18 protein-coding genes are annotated in these 17532 nt (G+C 71.7%); 8 read left to right on the top strand and 10 right to left on the bottom strand.

Going from position 1 to position 17532, the window contains the following annotated elements:
* The first annotated feature begins 249 nt into the window (after positions 1-249).
* Positions 250-1878 carry an ABC-F family ATP-binding cassette domain-containing protein gene (locus FR742_RS11210; RefSeq protein WP_222708895.1) on the top strand — a complete coding sequence of 543 codons (1629 nt, stop codon included), beginning with the start codon at positions 250-252 and terminating at the stop codon, positions 1876-1878.
* A 26-nt stretch (positions 1879-1904) separates the two neighbouring features.
* Here the strand turns inward: FR742_RS11210 and FR742_RS11205 are convergent, their stop codons facing one another.
* Genes FR742_RS11205 through FR742_RS11195 form a run of 3 tightly spaced genes read right to left on the bottom strand, consistent with a single transcriptional unit; the run spans position 1905 to position 5558 of the window.
* Complete coding sequence (locus tag FR742_RS11205; protein ID WP_148030890.1) at positions 1905-4109, bottom strand: xanthine dehydrogenase family protein molybdopterin-binding subunit; 2205 nt, start codon at positions 4107-4109, stop codon at positions 1905-1907.
* The gene (locus tag FR742_RS11200) at positions 4106-5095 is read right to left on the bottom strand and encodes a xanthine dehydrogenase family protein subunit M (protein WP_148030889.1); all 990 of its coding nucleotides are present in this window, start codon (positions 5093-5095) and stop codon (positions 4106-4108) included. Before FR742_RS11200 ends, FR742_RS11205 begins: the two co-directional genes overlap by 4 nt.
* Positions 5088-5558, bottom strand: coding sequence for a (2Fe-2S)-binding protein (locus FR742_RS11195; protein ID WP_148030888.1), 471 nt, complete (start codon positions 5556-5558; stop codon positions 5088-5090). Before FR742_RS11195 ends, FR742_RS11200 begins: the two co-directional genes overlap by 8 nt.
* 167 nt (positions 5559-5725) lie before the next feature.
* Here FR742_RS11195 and FR742_RS46530 point away from each other — a divergent pair, with 167 nt between their 5' ends.
* Positions 5726-6070, top strand: a complete 345-nt coding sequence (locus FR742_RS46530) for an RNA polymerase sigma factor (RefSeq protein WP_148030887.1) — start codon at positions 5726-5728, stop codon at positions 6068-6070.
* A 321-nt stretch (positions 6071-6391) separates the two neighbouring features.
* Here the strand turns inward: FR742_RS46530 and FR742_RS11185 are convergent, their stop codons facing one another.
* Complete coding sequence (locus tag FR742_RS11185) at positions 6392-6943, bottom strand: DUF664 domain-containing protein (RefSeq protein WP_148030886.1); 552 nt, start codon at positions 6941-6943, stop codon at positions 6392-6394.
* A 95-nt stretch (positions 6944-7038) separates the two neighbouring features.
* Between FR742_RS11185 and FR742_RS11180 the strand changes: the two genes are divergently transcribed.
* The 3 genes from FR742_RS11180 (at position 7039) to FR742_RS11170 (ending at position 9066) form a co-directional block, all read left to right on the top strand.
* Positions 7039-7767 (top strand): phosphotransferase, encoded by a 729-nt coding sequence (locus FR742_RS11180; RefSeq protein ID WP_148030885.1) that lies wholly within the window; start codon positions 7039-7041, stop codon positions 7765-7767.
* Positions 7768-7936: 169 nt separating this feature from the next.
* On the top strand, positions 7937-8482 hold the full coding sequence (locus FR742_RS11175; RefSeq protein ID WP_148030884.1) for a hypothetical protein: 546 nt from the start codon (positions 7937-7939) through the stop codon (positions 8480-8482).
* A gap of 71 nt (positions 8483-8553) precedes the next feature.
* Positions 8554-9066, top strand: coding sequence for a hypothetical protein (locus FR742_RS11170; protein ID WP_148030883.1), 513 nt, complete (start codon positions 8554-8556; stop codon positions 9064-9066).
* A gap of 90 nt (positions 9067-9156) precedes the next feature.
* Here FR742_RS11170 and FR742_RS11165 read toward each other — a convergent pair whose 3' ends face one another.
* The gene (locus FR742_RS11165; protein ID WP_222708894.1) at positions 9157-9651 is read right to left on the bottom strand and encodes a helix-turn-helix domain-containing protein; all 495 of its coding nucleotides are present in this window, start codon (positions 9649-9651) and stop codon (positions 9157-9159) included.
* Between the two features lie 73 nt (positions 9652-9724).
* Here FR742_RS11165 and FR742_RS11160 point away from each other — a divergent pair, with 73 nt between their 5' ends.
* Together FR742_RS11160 and FR742_RS11155 are read left to right on the top strand one after the other, a co-directional pair.
* A complete protein-coding gene (locus FR742_RS11160) occupies positions 9725-10321 on the top strand; it encodes a dihydrofolate reductase family protein (protein WP_148030881.1) in 597 nt (198 codons plus the stop codon).
* The gene (locus tag FR742_RS11155; protein WP_148030880.1) at positions 10315-11151 is read left to right on the top strand and encodes an MBL fold metallo-hydrolase; all 837 of its coding nucleotides are present in this window, start codon (positions 10315-10317) and stop codon (positions 11149-11151) included. The genes FR742_RS11160 and FR742_RS11155 overlap by 7 nt, the downstream gene beginning before the upstream one ends.
* Before the next feature lie 64 nt (positions 11152-11215).
* Here the strand turns inward: FR742_RS11155 and FR742_RS11150 are convergent, their stop codons facing one another.
* The 4 genes from FR742_RS11150 to FR742_RS11135 all read right to left on the bottom strand — a co-directional run bounded on the left by FR742_RS11150 (position 11216) and on the right by FR742_RS11135 (position 15302).
* A complete protein-coding gene (locus FR742_RS11150; protein WP_148030879.1) occupies positions 11216-11455 on the bottom strand; it encodes a hypothetical protein in 240 nt (79 codons plus the stop codon).
* Positions 11456-11613: 158 nt separating this feature from the next.
* Complete coding sequence (locus tag FR742_RS11145; protein WP_148030878.1) at positions 11614-12162, bottom strand: hypothetical protein; 549 nt, start codon at positions 12160-12162, stop codon at positions 11614-11616.
* 168 nt (positions 12163-12330) lie between these two features.
* Positions 12331-13446 carry an acyltransferase gene (locus tag FR742_RS11140; RefSeq protein WP_261808475.1) on the bottom strand — a complete coding sequence of 372 codons (1116 nt, stop codon included), beginning with the start codon at positions 13444-13446 and terminating at the stop codon, positions 12331-12333.
* A gap of 62 nt (positions 13447-13508) precedes the next feature.
* Complete coding sequence (locus FR742_RS11135) at positions 13509-15302, bottom strand: long-chain fatty acid--CoA ligase (protein WP_261808474.1); 1794 nt, start codon at positions 15300-15302, stop codon at positions 13509-13511.
* 281 nt (positions 15303-15583) lie between these two features.
* Here FR742_RS11135 and FR742_RS11130 point away from each other — a divergent pair, with 281 nt between their 5' ends.
* Positions 15584-16090 (top strand): hypothetical protein, encoded by a 507-nt coding sequence (locus FR742_RS11130; RefSeq protein WP_148030877.1) that lies wholly within the window; start codon positions 15584-15586, stop codon positions 16088-16090.
* 72 nt (positions 16091-16162) lie between these two features.
* On the opposite strand, the gene FR742_RS11125 is transcribed toward FR742_RS11130, so the two are convergent.
* The gene (locus tag FR742_RS11125) at positions 16163-17380 is read right to left on the bottom strand and encodes a pentapeptide repeat-containing protein (protein WP_187281089.1); all 1218 of its coding nucleotides are present in this window, start codon (positions 17378-17380) and stop codon (positions 16163-16165) included.
* Positions 17381-17532: the final 152 nt, after the last annotated feature.

Raw genomic sequence — 17532 nt, 5'->3', positions numbered from 1 at the left:
GAGACGGAAGTCACCATCATGCGCCCCGGGCGAAATCCGGATGAGTGTGGCGCCTCAAGGCTGCTAACGTGGCCGTCATGGCACGAGGTATCTGGTCGCAGAAGATCCGCTCCGCCCGCTGACGGCGGCGCCTTCTTCCTGCTGAATCCGCGCTCGCCGTCCCGGTTCCCGCCGGGCGGCCCTTTGCTGTTGCCCGGCTCCACTGCGAGCTGCGGAGCACCGTTGAACCTCATCCCCAATACCGAAACCATGTCCCTGCCCGTCGAGGCGGGTGACAGCGCACACGTACGCGCCACGGGCGTCACCGTCACCCGCGGGTCCCGGCGTGTCCTGAACGACGTCTCGATCACCGTCTCCGCCCGGTCGCGGGTCGCCGTCGTCGGCGAGAACGGCCGCGGCAAGACGACGCTGCTGCACGTCCTCGCCGGACTGATCACACCGGACGACGGCGCCGTGCACCGTGCCGGCACGATCGGACTGGCCCGCCAGGAGCTGTCCGCGCGAGCGGGCGAGACCGTCGGCACCCTGACGTCCGAGGCGCTGGCCGCGTCGCTCGCGGCCCTCGACGCGCTGGAGGAGGCGACCCTCGCCATGACCGAGGGCGACCCCGCCGCCGACGACCGCTACGCCGCCGCGCTCGACGCCGCCACCCGGCTCGACGCGTGGGACGCCGAACGCCGCGTCGACGTCGCCCTGGAAGCCCTCGGCGCCTGCACCGACCGCGACCGTCCGCTGGCGACGCTGTCGGTCGGTCAGCGCTACCGGGTGCGGCTGGCCTGCCTGCTCGGCGCGCGGCACGACGTGCTGCTGCTCGACGAGCCGACCAACCACCTCGACGCGGGCGGGCTGGACTTCCTGACCCGCAGGCTGCGCGAGCACGACGGCGGCCTCGCCGTCGTCAGCCACGACCGGGCGCTGCTGCGCGACGTCGCGGACCGGTTCCTCGACCTCGACCCGGCCCGTGACGGGAAGCCGCGGCTGTACGCCGGCGGCTATGACGCCTGGCAGGACGCCCGGCGTCGCGAGCGTGAGCGCTGGGAGCAGGACCACGAGCAGCAGCAGGCCGAGCACCGGCGGCTGCAGGACGCGGTGTCGAAGGCCCGCGACCGGCTCTCCACCGGCTGGCGGCCGGACAAGGGGACCGGCAAGCACCAGCGCCAGTCCCGCGCGCCGGGCGTCGTGCAGGCCCTGAACCGTCAGCGGGAAGCCCTGCTGGCGCACCGGATCGACGTGCCCGAACCGCCGCCGTCGTTGCGGTGGCCGGACCTGGGCGTCCGGCCGGGGGCGCCGCAGCTGCGCGCGCATGGCGTCGCCGTCGGCGGGCGGCTGGCCGGGCCGGTCGATCTCACCCTCGACGGAGGCGACCGGCTGCTCGTCACCGGGCCGAACGGCGCCGGGAAGTCCACGCTGCTCGCGGTGCTGGCCGGTGCGCTCCAACCCACCGACGGGCACGTCTGGACGGCGCAGGGGGCACGGATCGCCCAGGTCACCCAGGAGACCGCCGGGCAGGACCCCGCGCTCACCGCCCGCGAGGTGTACGCACGCCACGTGGGGCGGCTGGTGGCCCACAAGGGACTGCGCGACGCCGACGCCGTCCCGCTGGGATCGCTCGGGCTGCTGGACTCCGAGGCGATGCGCACGCCGGTCGGGCGGATGTCCCAGGGACAGCAGCGGCGCCTCGACCTGGCGCTCGCGCTGGCCGGCCGGCCCGGCCTGATCCTGCTGGACGAGCCGACCAACCACCTGTCACCGGCGCTTGTCGACGAGCTGACCGACGCGATGCTCAAGACGAGCGCCGCCGTCGTCGTCGCCACGCACGACCGGCAGCTCCTGCGGGACCTCGCCGGCTGGCCGCGTCTGGAGATAGGCCCGCCGTAGCGAGGGCTGCCGCCGGGTCGCGGTGCTCAGAGAAGATCGTCGATCGTGATGGGCACGGAGCGGATGCGCCTGCCCGTGGCGTGGAAGACGGCGTTGGCGATGGCGGCGGCCATCCCGACGAGCCCGATCTCGCCGACGCCCTTCACCCCGACCGGGTTGTACGCGTCCGGGACCCCGACGAAGGTCACGTCGAGGTCCGGGACGTCGGCGTTCACCGGCACGAGGTAGTCGCCCAGGGTGGCGTTGGCGATCCGGCCGGTGCCCGGATCGGTGACCGTCTCCTCGAACATCGCCATGCCGATCCCGCCGACCGTGCCGCCGATGATCTGACTCCTGGCCAGCTTCTCGTTGAGTATCAGGCCGCCGTCGATCACCGACACGACCCGCGCCACGCGCAGCCGCCCCAGCTCGGGATCCACCCGGACCTCCACGAACCGCGCGCCGAACGGCCCGGCGGGAGCCATCCCGGCCTCCTCCGCCCGGCGCGGCTCGCTGTCGCCGTCCGCGCTCAGCTCCTCCAGCCCGTGCGCGGCCAGGATGCCGGTGTAGGACTCGCCCCGCCCGGGCTCGCCGGCGCGGTGGATCCGTCCGTCCGTGACGGTGACGTCGTCGGCCCCGCAGCCGGCCAGCGGCGAGGCCGGGTCGGCGCCCGCCAGGTCGAGGAAGGCCCGCAGAAGGGCACGGCAGGCCGCGTGCACGGCGTTGCCCAGGGCCGCGGTGAGTCCGGAGCCGCCCGCCTGGGGCCCCGGGGGCATGCCGGTGTCGCCGAGCCCGAACGTGACGCTCCCCGGCTCCAGGCCGAGCAGCTCGGCCGACAGCTGCGTCATGACCGTGTACGTGCCGGTGCCGATATCGGTCACCGCGCTGCGCACGTACGCCGTCCCGTCGCCGCGCACGGTCGCCCTGGCCCGGCAGGGGGCCTGGTACCAGAAGTAGCTGACCCCGGCCAGGCCGTACCCGACGAGCCAGTCGCCCTCGCGCATCGAGCCGGGTTCGGCCCCGCGCCGGGCCCAGCCGAAGCGGTCGGCGCCGACCTCGTAGCACTCGCGCAGCGCCTTGCTCGACCACGGCAGGCCGGAGCGCGGGTGGACCTCGGCGTAGTTGCGCAGCCGCAGCTCCAGCGGGTCGAGGCCGAGCATGTAGGACAGTTCGTCCATCGCCGACTCGAGCGCGAAGTTGCCCTGGGCCTCGCCCGGCGCGCGCATCGAGTTGGTCCACGGGATGTTCAGCCGTACCTGCTGGTCCCGGGTGGAGACGTTCGGGCAGGCGTACGCCGTCGTGGAGACGGATGAGCACGGCTCGATGTTGTCCCCCTCGATCGAGAGGGTCGACACGCTCTCGTGCTCGATCGCGGTCAGCCGGCCGTCGCGGGTGGCGCCGAGCCGGACGCGCTGCGCCGTGGCCGGGCGATGGCCGATGCCCGTGAACATCTCCGGGCGGGCCAGTTCGAGCCTGACCGGCCGCCGGGTCCGCCGCGCCGCCATCGCGGCGAGCACGACGTGCGGCCAGACGCGCAGCCCCGCGCCGAAGCCACCGCCGACGTACGGGACCAGCACCCGCACTCCCGCCTCCGGCACGCCGAACATCCGCGCGAGCGTGGCCCGCACCAGGACGGGCCACTGGGTGGAGTCGTGCACGGTGAGCGCGTCGCCGTCCCACGCGGCCAGCGTGGTGAAGAGGCCGAGCGGGTTGTTGGTGTTCTCGGCGGTGGTGTACGACGCGTCGACGACGGCGTCCGCGCGGGCGAGCCCGGCGGCCACGTCACCCCATGAGGCGTCGCTGTCCCACGGGTCCGCCACCCGCTCCGCCCGCGGGTCGTCGAGATCCAGCAGCGGCTCGGCCCGCTCGTAGCCGACCTCGACCCGCCGCGCCGCCGCCCTGGCCTGCTCGGGCGTGTCCGCCACGACGACGGCGACGTACTGGCCGTAGGAGAGGATCCGGTCGTCCTGCAGCGGGGGCGGCGGCGTACGCAGGAGGGACTCCGGGCCGGAGCCGAGTCGCGGCGCGTTGAGGTGCGTGAGCACCGCCAGCACGCCCGGGGCGCTCTCGGCCGTGCCCGTGTCGAGCCGGGTGATCCGCCCTGAGGCGATGGTGGCCCGCACGACGGCGGCGTGGGCCATGCCGGGCAGGCTGACGTCGTTGGGGTACGGCGCCGCGCCGGTCACCTTGAGCGGGCCGTCCACCCGGTCCGTTCCGGCGCCGACGATCCGGGGCCGTTCGACGGTCGTCATGACGCCACCCCCGCGACGGTACGCAGCGCGCGCGTCAGCGTGCGCTTGGCCAGCTCCACCTTGAAAGCCGTGCCCGGCACGGTGAACGGGTCACGCACCGCCCGCTCGGCGGCCTCCCGGAACGCGGCCGGGCCCGCCGGCGCGCCGCGCAGGATCTCCTCCGCGTCGCGGGCCCGCCACGGTACGGTGCCGACCCCGCCGAGCGCGACCCGTGCCTCCCGGATCAGGCCGCCGTCGAGCAGCAGGGTCACAGCCGCTGAGGTGAGCGCGAACTCGTAGGACATGCGGTCGCGGACCTTCAGGTAGCCCGACCGGGTGCCCTCCGGAGGCAGCGGGACGTCCACGGCGGTGATCAGCTCACCCTGGCCGAGCATGTGCTCCACATCGGGCGTGGCCTCCGGTAGCAGGTAGAAGTCGGTGAGCGGGATGGTCCGCTCCCCCGCGGACCCCCGGACGCGCACGATCGCGTCGAGCGCCACCAGCGGGACGGCCAGGTCGGAGGCGTGCGACGCGATGCAGTGCTCGCTCGCTCCGAGGATCGCGTGCATGCGGGCGGCGCCGGTGACGGCCGCGCAGCCGGTGCCGCGGCGGCGCTTGTTGCAGTCGGGCACGGTCGGGTCGCGGAAGTAGCGGCAGCGGGTGCGCTGCAGCAGGTTGCCGCCGATGGTGGCCATGTTGCGCAGCTGGACCGACGCGCCGAGCAGCAGCGCCTCGCGGACGAACGGCGCCCGCGCGCTCACGTACGGGTCGGCCGCGAGTTCCTCCATCGTGGTCAGCGCCCCCACCCGCAGCGTGTCGCCGTCGAGCCGGACACCGCGCAGCGGGAGCCTGGTGATGTCCACCAGCCGTCCGGGCTCCAGCACGCCGTCCTTCATGAGGTCGAGCTGGGTCGTGCCGCCTGCCAGGTAGCAGGCTCCCGGGTCCGCGCTCACCGTGGCGACGGCCTGCCCCACCTCGGCCGCCCGGACGTAGGTGAACTCACGCATCGCCGCCACCCGCCCCGGCGACCTCCCGGATGGCCGCCACGATGTTCGGATAGGCGCCGCAGCGGCAGAGGTTGCCGCTCATGAACTCCCTGATGTCCGGGTCCGAGCCCGCGCGCCCCTCGGCCAGCAGGCACACCGCCGACATGATCTGCCCGGAGGTGCAGTAGCCGCACTGGAAGGCGTCGTGCCGCACGAACGCCTCCTGCATGGGGTGCGGGCCGCCTTCGGAGCCCAGCCCTTCGATCGTGGTGATCGCCCGGCCGTCGCACTGGGCGGCGAGCGTGAGGCAGGACAGGATGCGCCTGCCGTCCGCGATCACCGTGCACGCGCCGCAGGCGCCCTGGTCGCAGCCCTTCTTCGTGCCGGTCAGACCCAGCCGGTCGCGGAGCGCGTCCAGCAGGGTGAGGCGGGCGTCATCCAGGTCGAGCGGATAGTCCCTGCCGTTGACGGTCAACGTCGTCATGTCCCCGAATCCCCCGAACGCCGAGCCGGTCCCGGCGCTCAGGCGGCGCCGGGCCTTCCGGGGGGAGATCCGTTTCGTACGGTACCCGCGTACTCCGATGATGTACCCGACGTCCCCCGAGCGTCTCGGACCGGACTCCTTTTCGGTCACCTGCAACACGCTGAAGGGTGCCGGACATTTACCAAGGTGTCCGGCACTTTTCGCGAGGAGACGTTGTGACACATCAAGATCGCTTCGAGGCGATCTATGACGCGTACTACCCGGCCATCCATCAGTACGCAGCCCGCCGTACCGACTCGGCCGACGACACCGCCGATGTCATCTCCGAGACGTTCCTCACCGCCTGGCCCGACGGTGAGCGGGGCTGCTGTGGCTGTACGGCGTGGCCGCGAGGTGCCGGCGCTGGACTGCTGGGAGGGGCTGACCAGCGAGCAGATCGCCAGGCGGTCCGGCGACCGAGTACGCCAACGCGGCGGTCTCCATCAACAAGTCCGGCGACTATTTCGCCGTGACCATCACCGACCCCACGGCCGACCGCCGGCGCTTCGAGGAAGCATTCCGCGCGGTCGGGCTGAACGTCACGGTGAAGGTCATTCCGGTGGCGCCGGACGAGGTCGGCAACCTGATCGGCCCGGCCGTGCCGGAGGGCTTCGACTGGCACGGAAGCATCGGGACGCAGGCGGATCGTCAACGGATCGCGCGACCACAGCTCCGACACCGTCGACCTCTTCGTCATCCCCGGATCCGGTTCCGCCCCCGATCCCCGGGAGGTCGCCACACCCAAGTGGTACGACGACCAGCCAGGTTGATCGTCAGTCCGAAGCGTTCTGTGCCTAGCTCACCTGGCGCCAGCCGGGTGGAGGGTCCTCGCCGGCCCGGCCGTCGACCGCCTCGCGCAGGAGGTCGGCGTGGCCGGTGTGCCTGCCGTACTCCTCGATCAGGTCGCAGACCAGGCGGCGCAGGCTGGCGTGCCGCCCGTCGGGAGTGGAGACGTGGGCGAGCTGGTCGAGGCCGCCGTCGGCCAGCGCGGCGGCGAGCGTGGCGCGGGAGCGGGCGACCGCGTCGTCCCAGAGCCGGTACAGGTGCTCTGGACTGTCGGTGTCGGCGGAGGTGAACGGCCAGTCGTCGCCGCCCTCCCAGTCCTCCCACGCCGAGCCGATCGGCTTGCCCCGGAACTTGACGTTGAACATGTGGTCCTCCACCACGGCCAGGTGCTTGAGCAGGCGGCCGAGGGTGAGCGCGGAGGCGCCCACCCGGGTCCGCAGCCCGTGCTCGTCCAGGCCGTCGGCCTTCCAGCGGAAGGTGGTGCGCAGCCGATCGAGCGCGCCGAGCAGGTGGGCGCTCTCGTCACCGGCCAGCGGCGGTTCCCATGGCGTATCGGTCATGTCGTAACCCTGGCATGGGATCGAGGGCGGTCAGCCGTCCAGTCGTACGCGATAAATCCGGCGACGTCGTTGGTCATCCCGAGATAATGGCCGATGTGGAGGAGGTCGAGGTCGTCGTCGCCCATCAGGAGCGCGCGACCCTGCGCGTCGGCGACGTGTTCCTGAAGATCGACGCTGATCGGACGCGCGCCGACGTCGAGGTCGAGGCGATGGCCATGGCGCCGATCCCCACCCCGGAGGTCCTGTGGCGGAAGCCGCCCGTGCTCGCCCTCGCCGCCCTGCAGGGGACGGCGCTCGGCCGCCTCGGCGAGCCGTCGACCGCGTCGTCGGCGGCGTGGGCCGCAGCGGGTGCCGCCGCACGCACGCTGCACGACGCGCCGCCGCCGCCCTGGCCCGGCCGGAGCCTCGACGAGGTCGCATCGCGCCTCGACGGCGAATGCGCGTGGCTCGTCGCGAACGGCGTCCTCCCCGCCGACGTGGTCACGCGGAACCGCCGGGTCGCCGAGGCCGCGCTCCGGCCGTGGACACCGGTGTTCACGCACGGCGACCTGCAGGTCACCCACGTGTTCGCCGACGGTGACGAGATCACCGGCGTGATCGACTGGTCCGAGGCGGGGCCGGGTGACGCCCTGTTCGACCTCGCCACCTTGACGCTCGGACACGAGGAGCGCCTCGGCGACGTCGTCGCGGGCTACGGAACCGACGTCGACCTCGACGTGATCCGCGGGTGGTGGTCCTTACGGAGCCTGCGGGCGGTCCGCTGGCTGATCGAGCACGGTTTCGACCCGTGGCCCGAGGTCGCCGTGCTGAACGCCCGGCTGTGAGGCCGCACGAGCCCGACGACTACGCCATGTCCTGACGCGAGCGGCGCACACCCAGGTGAAAGTTTCAGTCTCGACGTGCGCGGACGCCTGCCCGCGCCCCCGGCGCTGGTCGGCCCGGCCTGCCCGGTTCTATGGTGACGATCTCGAACCTCCTCGCGAGAGGGACACCATGGCACTCAGCGCTCGTCGTCCTGCCCAGGTTCTGCGCCTCGTCCTCGTCCTCGCCCTGACGCTGACCGCCGGCGCGGTGCTGTCCGCTCCCGCCGCGCTCGCCGCCGCCTACCGCTCGGCCACCTCCTCGGGCTGGGGCCCCAGCCCGGCGGCGGGAAAGGCGGCCGCCGAGGCCAACGCCCGCGCCGCGCTGAACCAGCAGGCCGCCGCGGCCGGCGAGGTCTGCTCGGGCGTGTCTGTCACCACCAGGCACCTCTACACCGCGCCCGACGGTTCGGCGTGGATCTACGAGGCGACCGCGTCAGGCAACTGCGAGGTCCCGCCGCCGGTGTCGTACACCGTCCCGCGCACCGAGACCCGTCAGGCCGGCGGCACGAGCCCGAACGTCGCCGTCGAGAACGGCGCGCAGGCCGCCCGCGCGGCGCTCCTGGCCGCGGGCCAGGCGTGCACGGGCTACGCCACGACGTCGTCCCTGGTCTACACCGCGCCCGGCGGCGTGTGGTGGATCTACGACGTCACCGTCTCGGCCACCTGCACCCACTGACACCGGCACCACGAAAGACATCGACCGGCCACTCTACGTGCTAGAAAAGTCGCTCCGAGTAACATGCGTCCATGACGAGACCGTTCCGCAGCTTGACCATGCTGTTCACCGCCGCACTGGCCCTCACGGCGGTCCCACACCCCGCCTCCGCGTCCTCGCAGAACCCTCCCCGCGGCTGCGCCATGAAGGAGATCACCTCCGGCAACTACTCCGCCAGGGCCACGATCTGCCTCACCGAGGCGTGGAAGACCCACACCTTCGGCGAACGCACCCTGGAGCCGACCAACACGCTCACCCTGGAGTGCTGGCACGGCGTCGCCCTGTGGTCCAACTCCGACTGCTCGATGAGCTCGAAGCTGTCCCTGTCGAAGGACGGCGTCCCCGCCTGGACCGAGTCGCGCAGCAACAGCGTGTACATCGCCCGTTCCGGCAACACCAGCACCTACACCGACCACTACGCGTGCCGGGGACGGGGCGAGTACGAGCTGCGGTTCGAAGGCGGCACGGTCCACGTCACCCCGCATTCCAGCAGCGCCAGCCTGACCATCCCGGCCTTCTCCGTGAAGGCGCGCGGCTGCGCCTGAACGCCGACCGCAGGTGAGGGGCTCCCCCGGACGACGGGGCAGCCCCTCACGCCGAACGACGTGACGGCAAGCCACCGGAGCCCGGGAAGGTCAGGGCGGGGCCGTTCCGTCACTCGCGGCACAGGCGGCGTCGAGGCGCTCGAACGGCCCCGGACCGTCGTGCGGCTTCGGCGGGGCACCGAGGTGGCGGACGCGAAGCTCGTCCATCAGCTCCTCGACGAACGCCGGGCCCTCATCGCGCATGAGCCGCTGCCGGCTCCGGAGCTCGTCGCCGCCCGGCCGCCAGTCGAGGCCCCAGTTGCCGAGGGCGTAGATGATCGGAACGGTCTGGATGCCGGCTTCGGTGAGGCTGTAGCGGGCGCGCTGCCCCCGCACGGCGGTGCCGCGGGTGAGGATCCCCGCCTCGACGAGCCGTACGAGACGGTCGGCGAGGATGTTCGAGGCGATGCCCTCGATCGACCCGGTGAGCAGCGCCCGGAAGTAGCGGCGGTCGCCGAAGATGACGTCGCGCAGCACGAGCAGCGACCAGCGATCTCCGAGCACCTCGACGGCGGCGTTGATCGAACACCCGGACCGTGGTTCCACTTGTTCCTCCTTGACAGGTATTTCGCCCCCCCTATAGTAGTTGCACACTGCAACCACTTTGGAAGAGGAGCTGATGGGTCGCTTCATCTACTCGATGCAGGTATCCCTCGACCTGCGGATCGAGCAGGTTCCGGGGGACAACGGCGCCGGCGAGTGGCTGCGCGTCGACGAGGAGCTGCACCGCGAGGCCAACGCGCGGACGCGGACGCTCGCGCTCATGGTCCACGGCCGGGTCTACTACGAGGCCATGGAGGAATACTGGCCGCGGTCAAGCGAGGACGCGTCGCTGCCGGACGTCATGCGCGAGTACGGTGAGATCTGGACCGCCAAGCCCAAGGTGCTCGTCTCCCGCACCCGCCGTAGCGCCGGCCACAACACCCGGATCATCGGCGGGGACGACGCGATCGAGCGGCTCGCCGCGCTGCGGGCCGAGACCGACGGCAGCATCAGCGTGGGCGGCGCGGCGCTCGCGACGCAGCTGCTCCGGGCGGGGCTTCTTGACGAGTTGCTGCTCTTCACCCATCCCTCGATCCTCGGCTTCGGCAGGCCGCTGTTCGACGACTATGACCTGCCGATCGATCTCGACCTGCTGGAGCAGCGATCGTTCGAGCAGGGCGTCACGATGCATCACTACGCCGTACGGGACGCGAAGGAGACGAGCTCGTGCTGAGGCAGGTCGCGGAGGGTGTGCTCGTCCATCAGAGCGAGCTGCTCCAGAACAACACCGTCGTCGTGCTGGGCCGGGCCGGCGTGATGCTCATCGACCCCGGGATAACGGGCGACGAAATGGCGTGCCTCGCGAACGACCTTCGCGAGCTGGGCCGGCCTGTTGTGGCAGGCTTCTCGACGCATCCTGACTGGGATCACGTGCTCTGGCACGCAGCGCTCGGCGACGCGCCCCGTTACGGTACGGCCCGCTGTGCGGCTTCCATGCGAGACCTGCGCTCGAACCCGGATTGGAAAGACCGCGTCGCCGAAGGGCTGCCGCCGGAGATCGCCGACGAGACACCGCTGGACCTGTTCGGCCTCATCACCGCTCTGCCTGCCGGAACCACCCGGATTCCGTGGGATGGCCCTCAAGTCCGGATCATCGAGCATCCGGCTCATTCCCCGGGCCACGCGGCGCTGTTGATCGAGGAACGCGGGGTTCTCGTCGCCGGCGACATGCTGTCCGATGTCCTGGTTCCGATGTTCGACGACTTCAACGGCACCAACGACCCGGTCGAGGAGTACCTCGCCGGGCTGCGGCTGCTTGAGGACGTGGCGGGCGATGCCGATGTCCTCGTCCCCGGTCACGGGTCCGTCGGCGGAGCCGACCAGATACGCGCGCGGATCGAACTGGACCGCGCGTACGTGCACGCCTTGCGTGACGGCCGTACTCCCGACGACCCACGACTCGGCCCGTCGGCCAAGCCCGGCTGGGAATGGGTGAGCGACATACACGCGGGCCAAGCCCAGAGCCTCGCCCGGAGAAGCGAGCGCGACGGGACGCCCGGCTAGCGCTCGGCGTGCGGCACAGCCGGTACGCGCGAACGCGAGGAAGCTCCGGCGGCCTTGGGGACGCTCAGGTGGTCCACCAGCCCCGCAGCGTGTCGAGCGCCGGCGTGGACAGCCAGTTGACGACGAAGCCGAGCAGGAAGGCCAGGACCAGGAAGACCACCTGCTGCACGAGCTGCGCCCTGGCCTGGCCGACCAGGTGCTTGCCGATGACGACGTCCACCATCCTGGTCTGCTCCTCCGTCAGCTGGACGAGTCCGAGGATGAGGCCCACGACGATCGCCCACCCGAACATGACGGCGAGCACGACGCTCGCACCGGCGGCGAACCCCCTGAGGAGCTCCGACCCCCATGCGAAAAGCGTCTCGGCCGGCGGCCGGTTCTGCGCGCCCCGCCCGGGGTCACCCTCGGAAGACGGAGATGTCTGCACTCCATCAGGGCTCGTCCGGACCACCGAACGCGAGCTCACCGGCGAGTCCGCCAGGTGCCGGAGGTGAGCAGGACGCCCACGACGAGCCAGTAGAGGCCGGCGATCAGCCCGCCGCCGAGCTGGGCGAGGATGATCTCGCACGCCCAGAGGGCCGGAAGGGCCGCCGCCACGGCGCGGGGCACCTGCCCGGCCCGCCACAGCGACACCGCCATCATGATCGCCCCCACGAGCATGCCGAGGTTCGCCGGTACGGCCACGAAGGGGAACCACGCGTAGTCCTCGCCGCGCAGGTTCGACGACGTGGCGCCGAACGCCAGCAGGACGTGGCCGGCCGAGACGACGACGGCTCCCACGAGGGCGGCACGGCCGCCGTGGCGGGCCAGCGCGACGAGGCCGGGAACGAGAAGGATCAGCGAGGCCGCGAACAGGCCCAGAAGGAGGTGCTCCTCACCGAGCACGCGAGGATCATCGTCCATGGGCCGCATCGCCTGCATCACGCCCGTGACGGCCATGGCCAGCCCGCCGGCGGACGCCGCCAGCCCCGCCGCCACCCGCCCGCTCTGCGCCGTTTCGTTGATGGTCACGGCGTCACGGTAGGAAGCGGCGGCGGCCGGGCGCGTCCACCACGGGAGCGCCGCCTTCGTACGACCGGAGGCTGATGCGACTACGCCGCACGGCTGACGCCCTCGGACCGGCGGTGGGGTATCCCGGCGCAAGGGGGCCGTCACGGCGAGCGGATCAGCGTGCCGAGGTCAGCGACCTGCCTCTTTACGGGGCCGGCGGGCGGCCAGCTCGACCTGGAGGAACAGGGCGGCCAGCACGGCCAGCACGGCCGAAGGGGCCAGGAGCCACAGCCAGCGCTGGGCCCACCAGCCGGCGGTGGGCTCCGCCGACAGGGTGCCGCCCAGCCCTTCATAGGCCCACAGCACCACCAGGTAGGCGGTCATGTGCCAGAGAAAGATGGTCAACGCGGCCACGTTGAGGGCCACCACCGGCTTCCAGGCAACCGGCCGGCGCAGCAGGCGCTCGGCGGCCGGCGTGATCAGGGCCAGCAGCCCGAGTTGGAAGACGGCCAGGGCGGCGATGGCGGCGTTGGTCGGGAAGATGTTGGATTCGGCGCCGGTGGTGCCCACCATCGAGAGGGGGTAGCCCGCTCCCACGGTCAGCCCGGCCAGCCCGGCCAGCCCGATCCCGGCGACGGCCAGCCGTTGCGCCGGCGGCCGCCGCCCCAGCTCCCAGCCGCGCCAGGCGTAGCCGAGCTGGTGGCAGAACAGCCACACCAGGGCGGCGGTCACCCAGCCCGCCCAGACCAGGCCGGCGCCGCGGTTCGCCACGCTGCCGAGAGCGATCAGCAGCACGAGCGCCGCCAGGACTCCGGCTCCGTAGCGGTCGTGCAGGCTCGCGGTGATCGGCACCACGGCGATCAGCAGGCCGTACACGCCCAGGAACCACAGCGGCGTCAGGTAACCGGGGAACCACTCCCACATCCATCGGTGCGGGCCTGGCAGGGCGGCGGCGATCAGCTCGCCGGCGAGCCAGACCAGGGCCCAGACGGCGGTCGGCCACAGCAGCCGGCGCAACCGGCCCCGGACGAACTGGCCGGCGGTCGTCCCGCGTGCCTGGGCCCGCTGCCGGCCGACCAGGTTGGCGTACCCGCCGACCAGGAAGAACACCGGCATGATCTGCAGCACCCAGGTGGCCAGCCAGCCACCGGGCACGGCATCGATCGGGTTGGGCATGGCCAGGCTGCCGTCGGCGGTGCGATGGTTGACCGACAAGGTCCAGTGCCAGAGGGTGACGACCACGATGCACAGCGCGCGGGCGGCGTCGACCACCCGGTCACGGGACGCCGGCGTGTCCGCCACCATCCGGTCCAGCGTCGATCGCCTGCCCGCGACGCGGCCGGTCTGCCGGTCCTGGCGTCCGGCGCTCAGCGGTACAGCTCCTCGATGTCCGCCGCGAAGTCCTTGTGGACCAAGGAACGCTTGACCTTCAGGGTCGGGGTCAGATACCCGTTCTGCTCGGTCAGGTCGACCGCGAGGATCCGGAACCTGCGGATCGACTCGGCCCGGCTCACCGCCCTGTTGGCCTCGTCCACGGCCGTCTGCAGCCTGGACAGCAGATCCGGATCGTCACGGAGCTCGGCCGGGCCGGCGTGCTCGGGCCTGCCGGCGGCCCGCTTCCATGACGCCAGCGCCTCGGCGTCCAGGGTGATCAGGGCGGCGGTGTACGGCCGCCGATCGCCCACGACCACGGCCTGACTGATGAGCCGGTGGGTGCGCAGGCGGTCCTCGAGCGGCTCCGGGGCGAGGTTCTTGCCGCCGGCGGTGACGATGATCTCCTTCTTGCGGCCCGAGATCGTCAGGAACCCGTCCTCGTCCAGGGCGCCGAGGTCGCCGGTGAGCAGCCAGCCATCGGCGGTCTGGCTCTCCCTGGTCTTCTGTTCGTCGCGCCAATAGCCCTGGAACAGGATCGGGCCCCTGATCAGAATCTCCCCGTCGTCGTCGATCCGGACCTCGACCCCGGGGAGGGGCGGCCCGACCGTGCCGATCTTCTGTGCGTGGGGCAGATTGACGGTCGCGGCGGCACTGGTCTCGGTCAGCCCGTAGCCTTCCAGCACGGTGATGCCGATTCCTCGGAAGAAGTGGCCCAGCCGTGCGCCCAGCGGCGCTCCGCCGGAGATGGCGTAGCCGACCCGGCCGCCGAGCGCGGCCCGCAGCCGTCCGTACACCAGCCGGTCGGACAGGCGGTGTGCCAGCCGCAGGCGCAAGCCCGGCCGCCCGTCGTCCAGCGCCTGGCTGTAGGCCACGGCGGTCCGCTCGGCCCAGTCGAAGATCCTGCCCTTGCCCTCGGCCTGGGCCCGCTGCTGAGCACTGTTGTGGACCCGCTCGAACACTCTGGGCGCCGCCAGCAGGAACGTCGGTCGCAGGGCGGCCAGGTCCTCGGTCAGCCTGGCCCGGTCGGCGCTGTGCGCCAGGCACACACCCCGTTCCACGCAGGCCACCTGGATCACCCGCGCGAACACGTGGGCCAGTGGGAGGAACAGCAGGGTCGAGGCGTCCCGGCCGAAGATCCGCTCCAGGCTGTCGATCGCGACGCGCGCCTCGTACAGCAGGTTGCCGTGACTCAGCATGCAGCCCTTCGGGCGGCCCGTGGTGCCCGAGGTGTAGATGATCGTCGCCAGGTCGTCGGCCGACACCGCCCGTCGGCGCTCACGCAGCCGGGCCTCGTCCACGGCCAGCCCGTCCTCGCGGAGACGGTCCAGCCCGCCGTCGTCGATCTGCCACACCCGCGGCCGCCCGGGCAGGCCCTCGGCCGCGTCCTCGACCAAGCGGCGATGCGTCTCGTGCTCGACCACCGCCGCGACCGGGCCGGCGTCCTCCAGCACCCAGCGGACCTGCTCGGCCGAGGAGGTCTCGTAGATCGGGACCGGCAGCGCCGCCACCGCCCACAATGCGTAGTCCACCAGCGTCCACTCGTAGCTGGTGGCGGCCAGCAGCGCGACCCGATCGCCGGGCTGTATCCCGGCAGCGAGGAAACCGGCCGCCAAGCTGCGGACGTCGGCCGCGAACTGCCCGGCCGTCACCGGACGCCAGCCGCCGGCCGACCGGCGCCGGAACAGGACCATGTCGCCGTCGACCCGGTCGTCGGCGAACACCACGTCGGCGAGCTGGGCGTCGGGGGCAACGGTCATCGGGGCCGGGACTTCACGGACACGCACCATCCGTCCTCCTGTGCAGAAGGGGCGAAGCAATTAGCCTGCTTCCCCAGGTCACCGGGCACACACGTGACAGCCGTCGCCGACCGTGGACCTGGTGAACCGGCTCGCCCATCCCACCGACGCCGACATCGCCGCGGTCGACGCGTGGTGGGCCCCGGGCACCGGCGTCCCATCGACGCCTTCGGGCGGGGCCGCTGTGTCCGGTGAATGTCCTCAGGGTGTCCTGGGCTGATCTATCCGTACCGCATGAGGATGAAGCCCAGAACTGACAGTCAGGAGGACTGATGGGAACTCGCAGCATTCCCGGCCCCAGGCGCGCGCTCAGGGCACTTGTCATGCTCATCGGGTTGGCACTGGTGGTGCCGACCATGATCGTCGCGTCGACGACGTCGGCGACGGCCGCATCGACGGCCACATCGACGGCCGTCGCGACCGCGGCCTGGACCCCTCGGGTCGTTCCGCTCTACTCCGGCGAGCCTCGCATGGACCTGAGTTTCCCTGAGATGCGGGAGGAGTTCCTGGATATCTGCGAGACCGAGCAATTCAATGGTTACGCATGCATCACCGTGGGAGACGGCGACGGAACGCACACCGGCTTCCCTATGTTCAAGTGCGGCTGGCGGAAGGTCTACAACTTCATCAACGCGGGCGCTGTCGTGAACAACCAGTACGGCGGCGCGAGGGTGCGGCTCTACAACGCCTCACAGGCGGAGATCGCGTCCTACGGAAACGGCAGGCACGGCATCCCCAACGAAATCCTGTACGCGACGGAGTGGATCAGCGTCTGCTGAACCAGCCTCCTTGGAACGACGACGTACGCCCCCGCCCGTCACCAGGTGGGGGCGTCTTCGTCTTCTCGAGGGTTAACCGTCCCGCCTCAATACCGCGCCGCCGCGCCCGTACTCCAGACGCCATCCCGGCGGCCATGTGTTCCCAGGATTCGGGTGCGTCACCCGGACGTCTGTGCAGGTGACGCGGCCGGCGAAGGTCGCCTTGTCGAACGAGACAGTGCCGCTGAAGGTCGCCTGATCGAAAGAGGTGGTGCCCTTGAAGGTCGCCAGGAGGAACGAAGCCTCCTCGCTGAAGGACGCCTTCTCGAACCAGGTCGAGCCGCCGAAGGTCGCTCCGTAGAAGTCGGCGTAACTGGCGAAGGTGGCGCCCCGGAACGCGGTGTAGTCGGTGAAGGCCGCCCCGCCGAAGTCGGCGTGGCCGGTGAAGGTCGCGCTGTGAAACGAGGCATAGCCGGTGAACGAGGCGTCGCCGACGAAGGTCGCGCGGCTGAACGAGGTGCGGCCGATGAAGGTCGCCCCGTGGAAGTCCGCGTGAAGGACACGGCAGTTGGCGAGACCGAAGTCGAGCAGGGTGGCGTAGGACAGGTCGAGGCGCATGCCCGGCCAGAAGCGCGGGTTGACCGAGGTGGGGCGCTGCCACCAGCGGCGTTCGCACCAGGCCAGGTGGTCGGCGAGAAGGCGCTGCGCGGTGAGCCGAACCTGGCGTTCCTCCTCCGGCGCCCGGCCGGCCCGGGTCTCGGTACGGCCCAGCGAACGGGTGCGGGCGGCGCGCTGGGCGGCGCGGATCCGCTGCTGCCGGTCCTCCTCGCGCGGCGGCGTCCACGGCATCCGGAGATACGCGCAGATCACGTCCACGACTGTCTGCCTCAGCCTCGGGTTGTTCTGCGCGAGCTGTTCGAGCGCGTACAGGCCACCGAGCCGGACCGGGGCCGAGCCGCCGCCGAGCTGTTCGACCGCCTTGCTGAAGCGGTCGGTGTCATGGCCACGCTCGCCGAGCCGGAAGGTGCGCCGCGCGGTGTCGGCGTTGCGCGCGGTGTAGAACACCGCCAGCAACGCGGCCAGGCCGGTGGCCACGGCCAGGACGTTGCCGCGAACGGCCGCGACGGCGGCGGCCCAGTCGGTGCCGGTCAGCTCGTTCGGGGGCGAGGTCGCCGGTGGTGGGATGCCGTCATCGAGGGTGACGCCGTCGATGTTCTCCAGAACCCAGGTGGCTCCCGGGCCCAGCATCCACACCAGCGCCGGGACGGTCACGAGCACCAGCACCGCCACGATGATCGACGAAGGCTTCACCGTCCGGACTGCCGCTTCGCGTTCTTCTTGGCCATGGGCTTGATGATGCTCAAGCGGCCAGGACGCCGGAGGTCGCGTGACAAGATCGTGACCCCTCGGGGAAGGCCGCGCCATATCGCCGTTGACACTTTCCCGTTAGCGCCTCTTGACCG

It is taken from the genome of Nonomuraea sp. C10 (assembly GCF_008017515.1).
Taxonomy (GTDB): domain Bacteria; phylum Actinomycetota; class Actinomycetes; order Streptosporangiales; family Streptosporangiaceae; genus Nonomuraea; species Nonomuraea ferruginea.
The sequence above is the reverse complement of the archived record's forward strand: the minus strand, read 5'-3'. Positions and strand labels throughout refer to the sequence as shown.

What these genes read in the sequence shown, in the direction of transcription:
- FR742_RS11210 (WP_222708895.1), top strand. Translation starts at nt 250, where the DNA reads ATGTCCCTGCCCGTCGAGGCGGGTGACAGCGCACACGTACGCGCCACG.
- FR742_RS11205 (WP_148030890.1), bottom strand. Translation starts at nt 4,109, where the DNA reads ATGACGACCGTCGAACGGCCCCGGATCGTCGGCGCCGGAACGGACCGG.
- FR742_RS11200 (WP_148030889.1), bottom strand. Translation starts at nt 5,095, where the DNA reads ATGCGTGAGTTCACCTACGTCCGGGCGGCCGAGGTGGGGCAGGCCGTC.
- FR742_RS11195 (WP_148030888.1), bottom strand. Translation starts at nt 5,558, where the DNA reads ATGACGACGTTGACCGTCAACGGCAGGGACTATCCGCTCGACCTGGAT.
- FR742_RS11185 (WP_148030886.1), bottom strand. Translation starts at nt 6,943, where the DNA reads ATGACCGATACGCCATGGGAACCGCCGCTGGCCGGTGACGAGAGCGCC.
- FR742_RS11175 (WP_148030884.1), top strand. Translation starts at nt 7,937, where the DNA reads ATGGCACTCAGCGCTCGTCGTCCTGCCCAGGTTCTGCGCCTCGTCCTC.
- FR742_RS11170 (WP_148030883.1), top strand. Translation starts at nt 8,554, where the DNA reads ATGACGAGACCGTTCCGCAGCTTGACCATGCTGTTCACCGCCGCACTG.
- FR742_RS11160 (WP_148030881.1), top strand. Translation starts at nt 9,725, where the DNA reads ATGGGTCGCTTCATCTACTCGATGCAGGTATCCCTCGACCTGCGGATC.
- FR742_RS11140 (WP_261808475.1), bottom strand. Translation starts at nt 13,446, where the DNA reads ATGGTGGCGGACACGCCGGCGTCCCGTGACCGGGTGGTCGACGCCGCC.
- FR742_RS11135 (WP_261808474.1), bottom strand. Translation starts at nt 15,302, where the DNA reads ATGGTGCGTGTCCGTGAAGTCCCGGCCCCGATGACCGTTGCCCCCGAC.
- FR742_RS11130 (WP_148030877.1), top strand. Translation starts at nt 15,584, where the DNA reads ATGGGAACTCGCAGCATTCCCGGCCCCAGGCGCGCGCTCAGGGCACTT.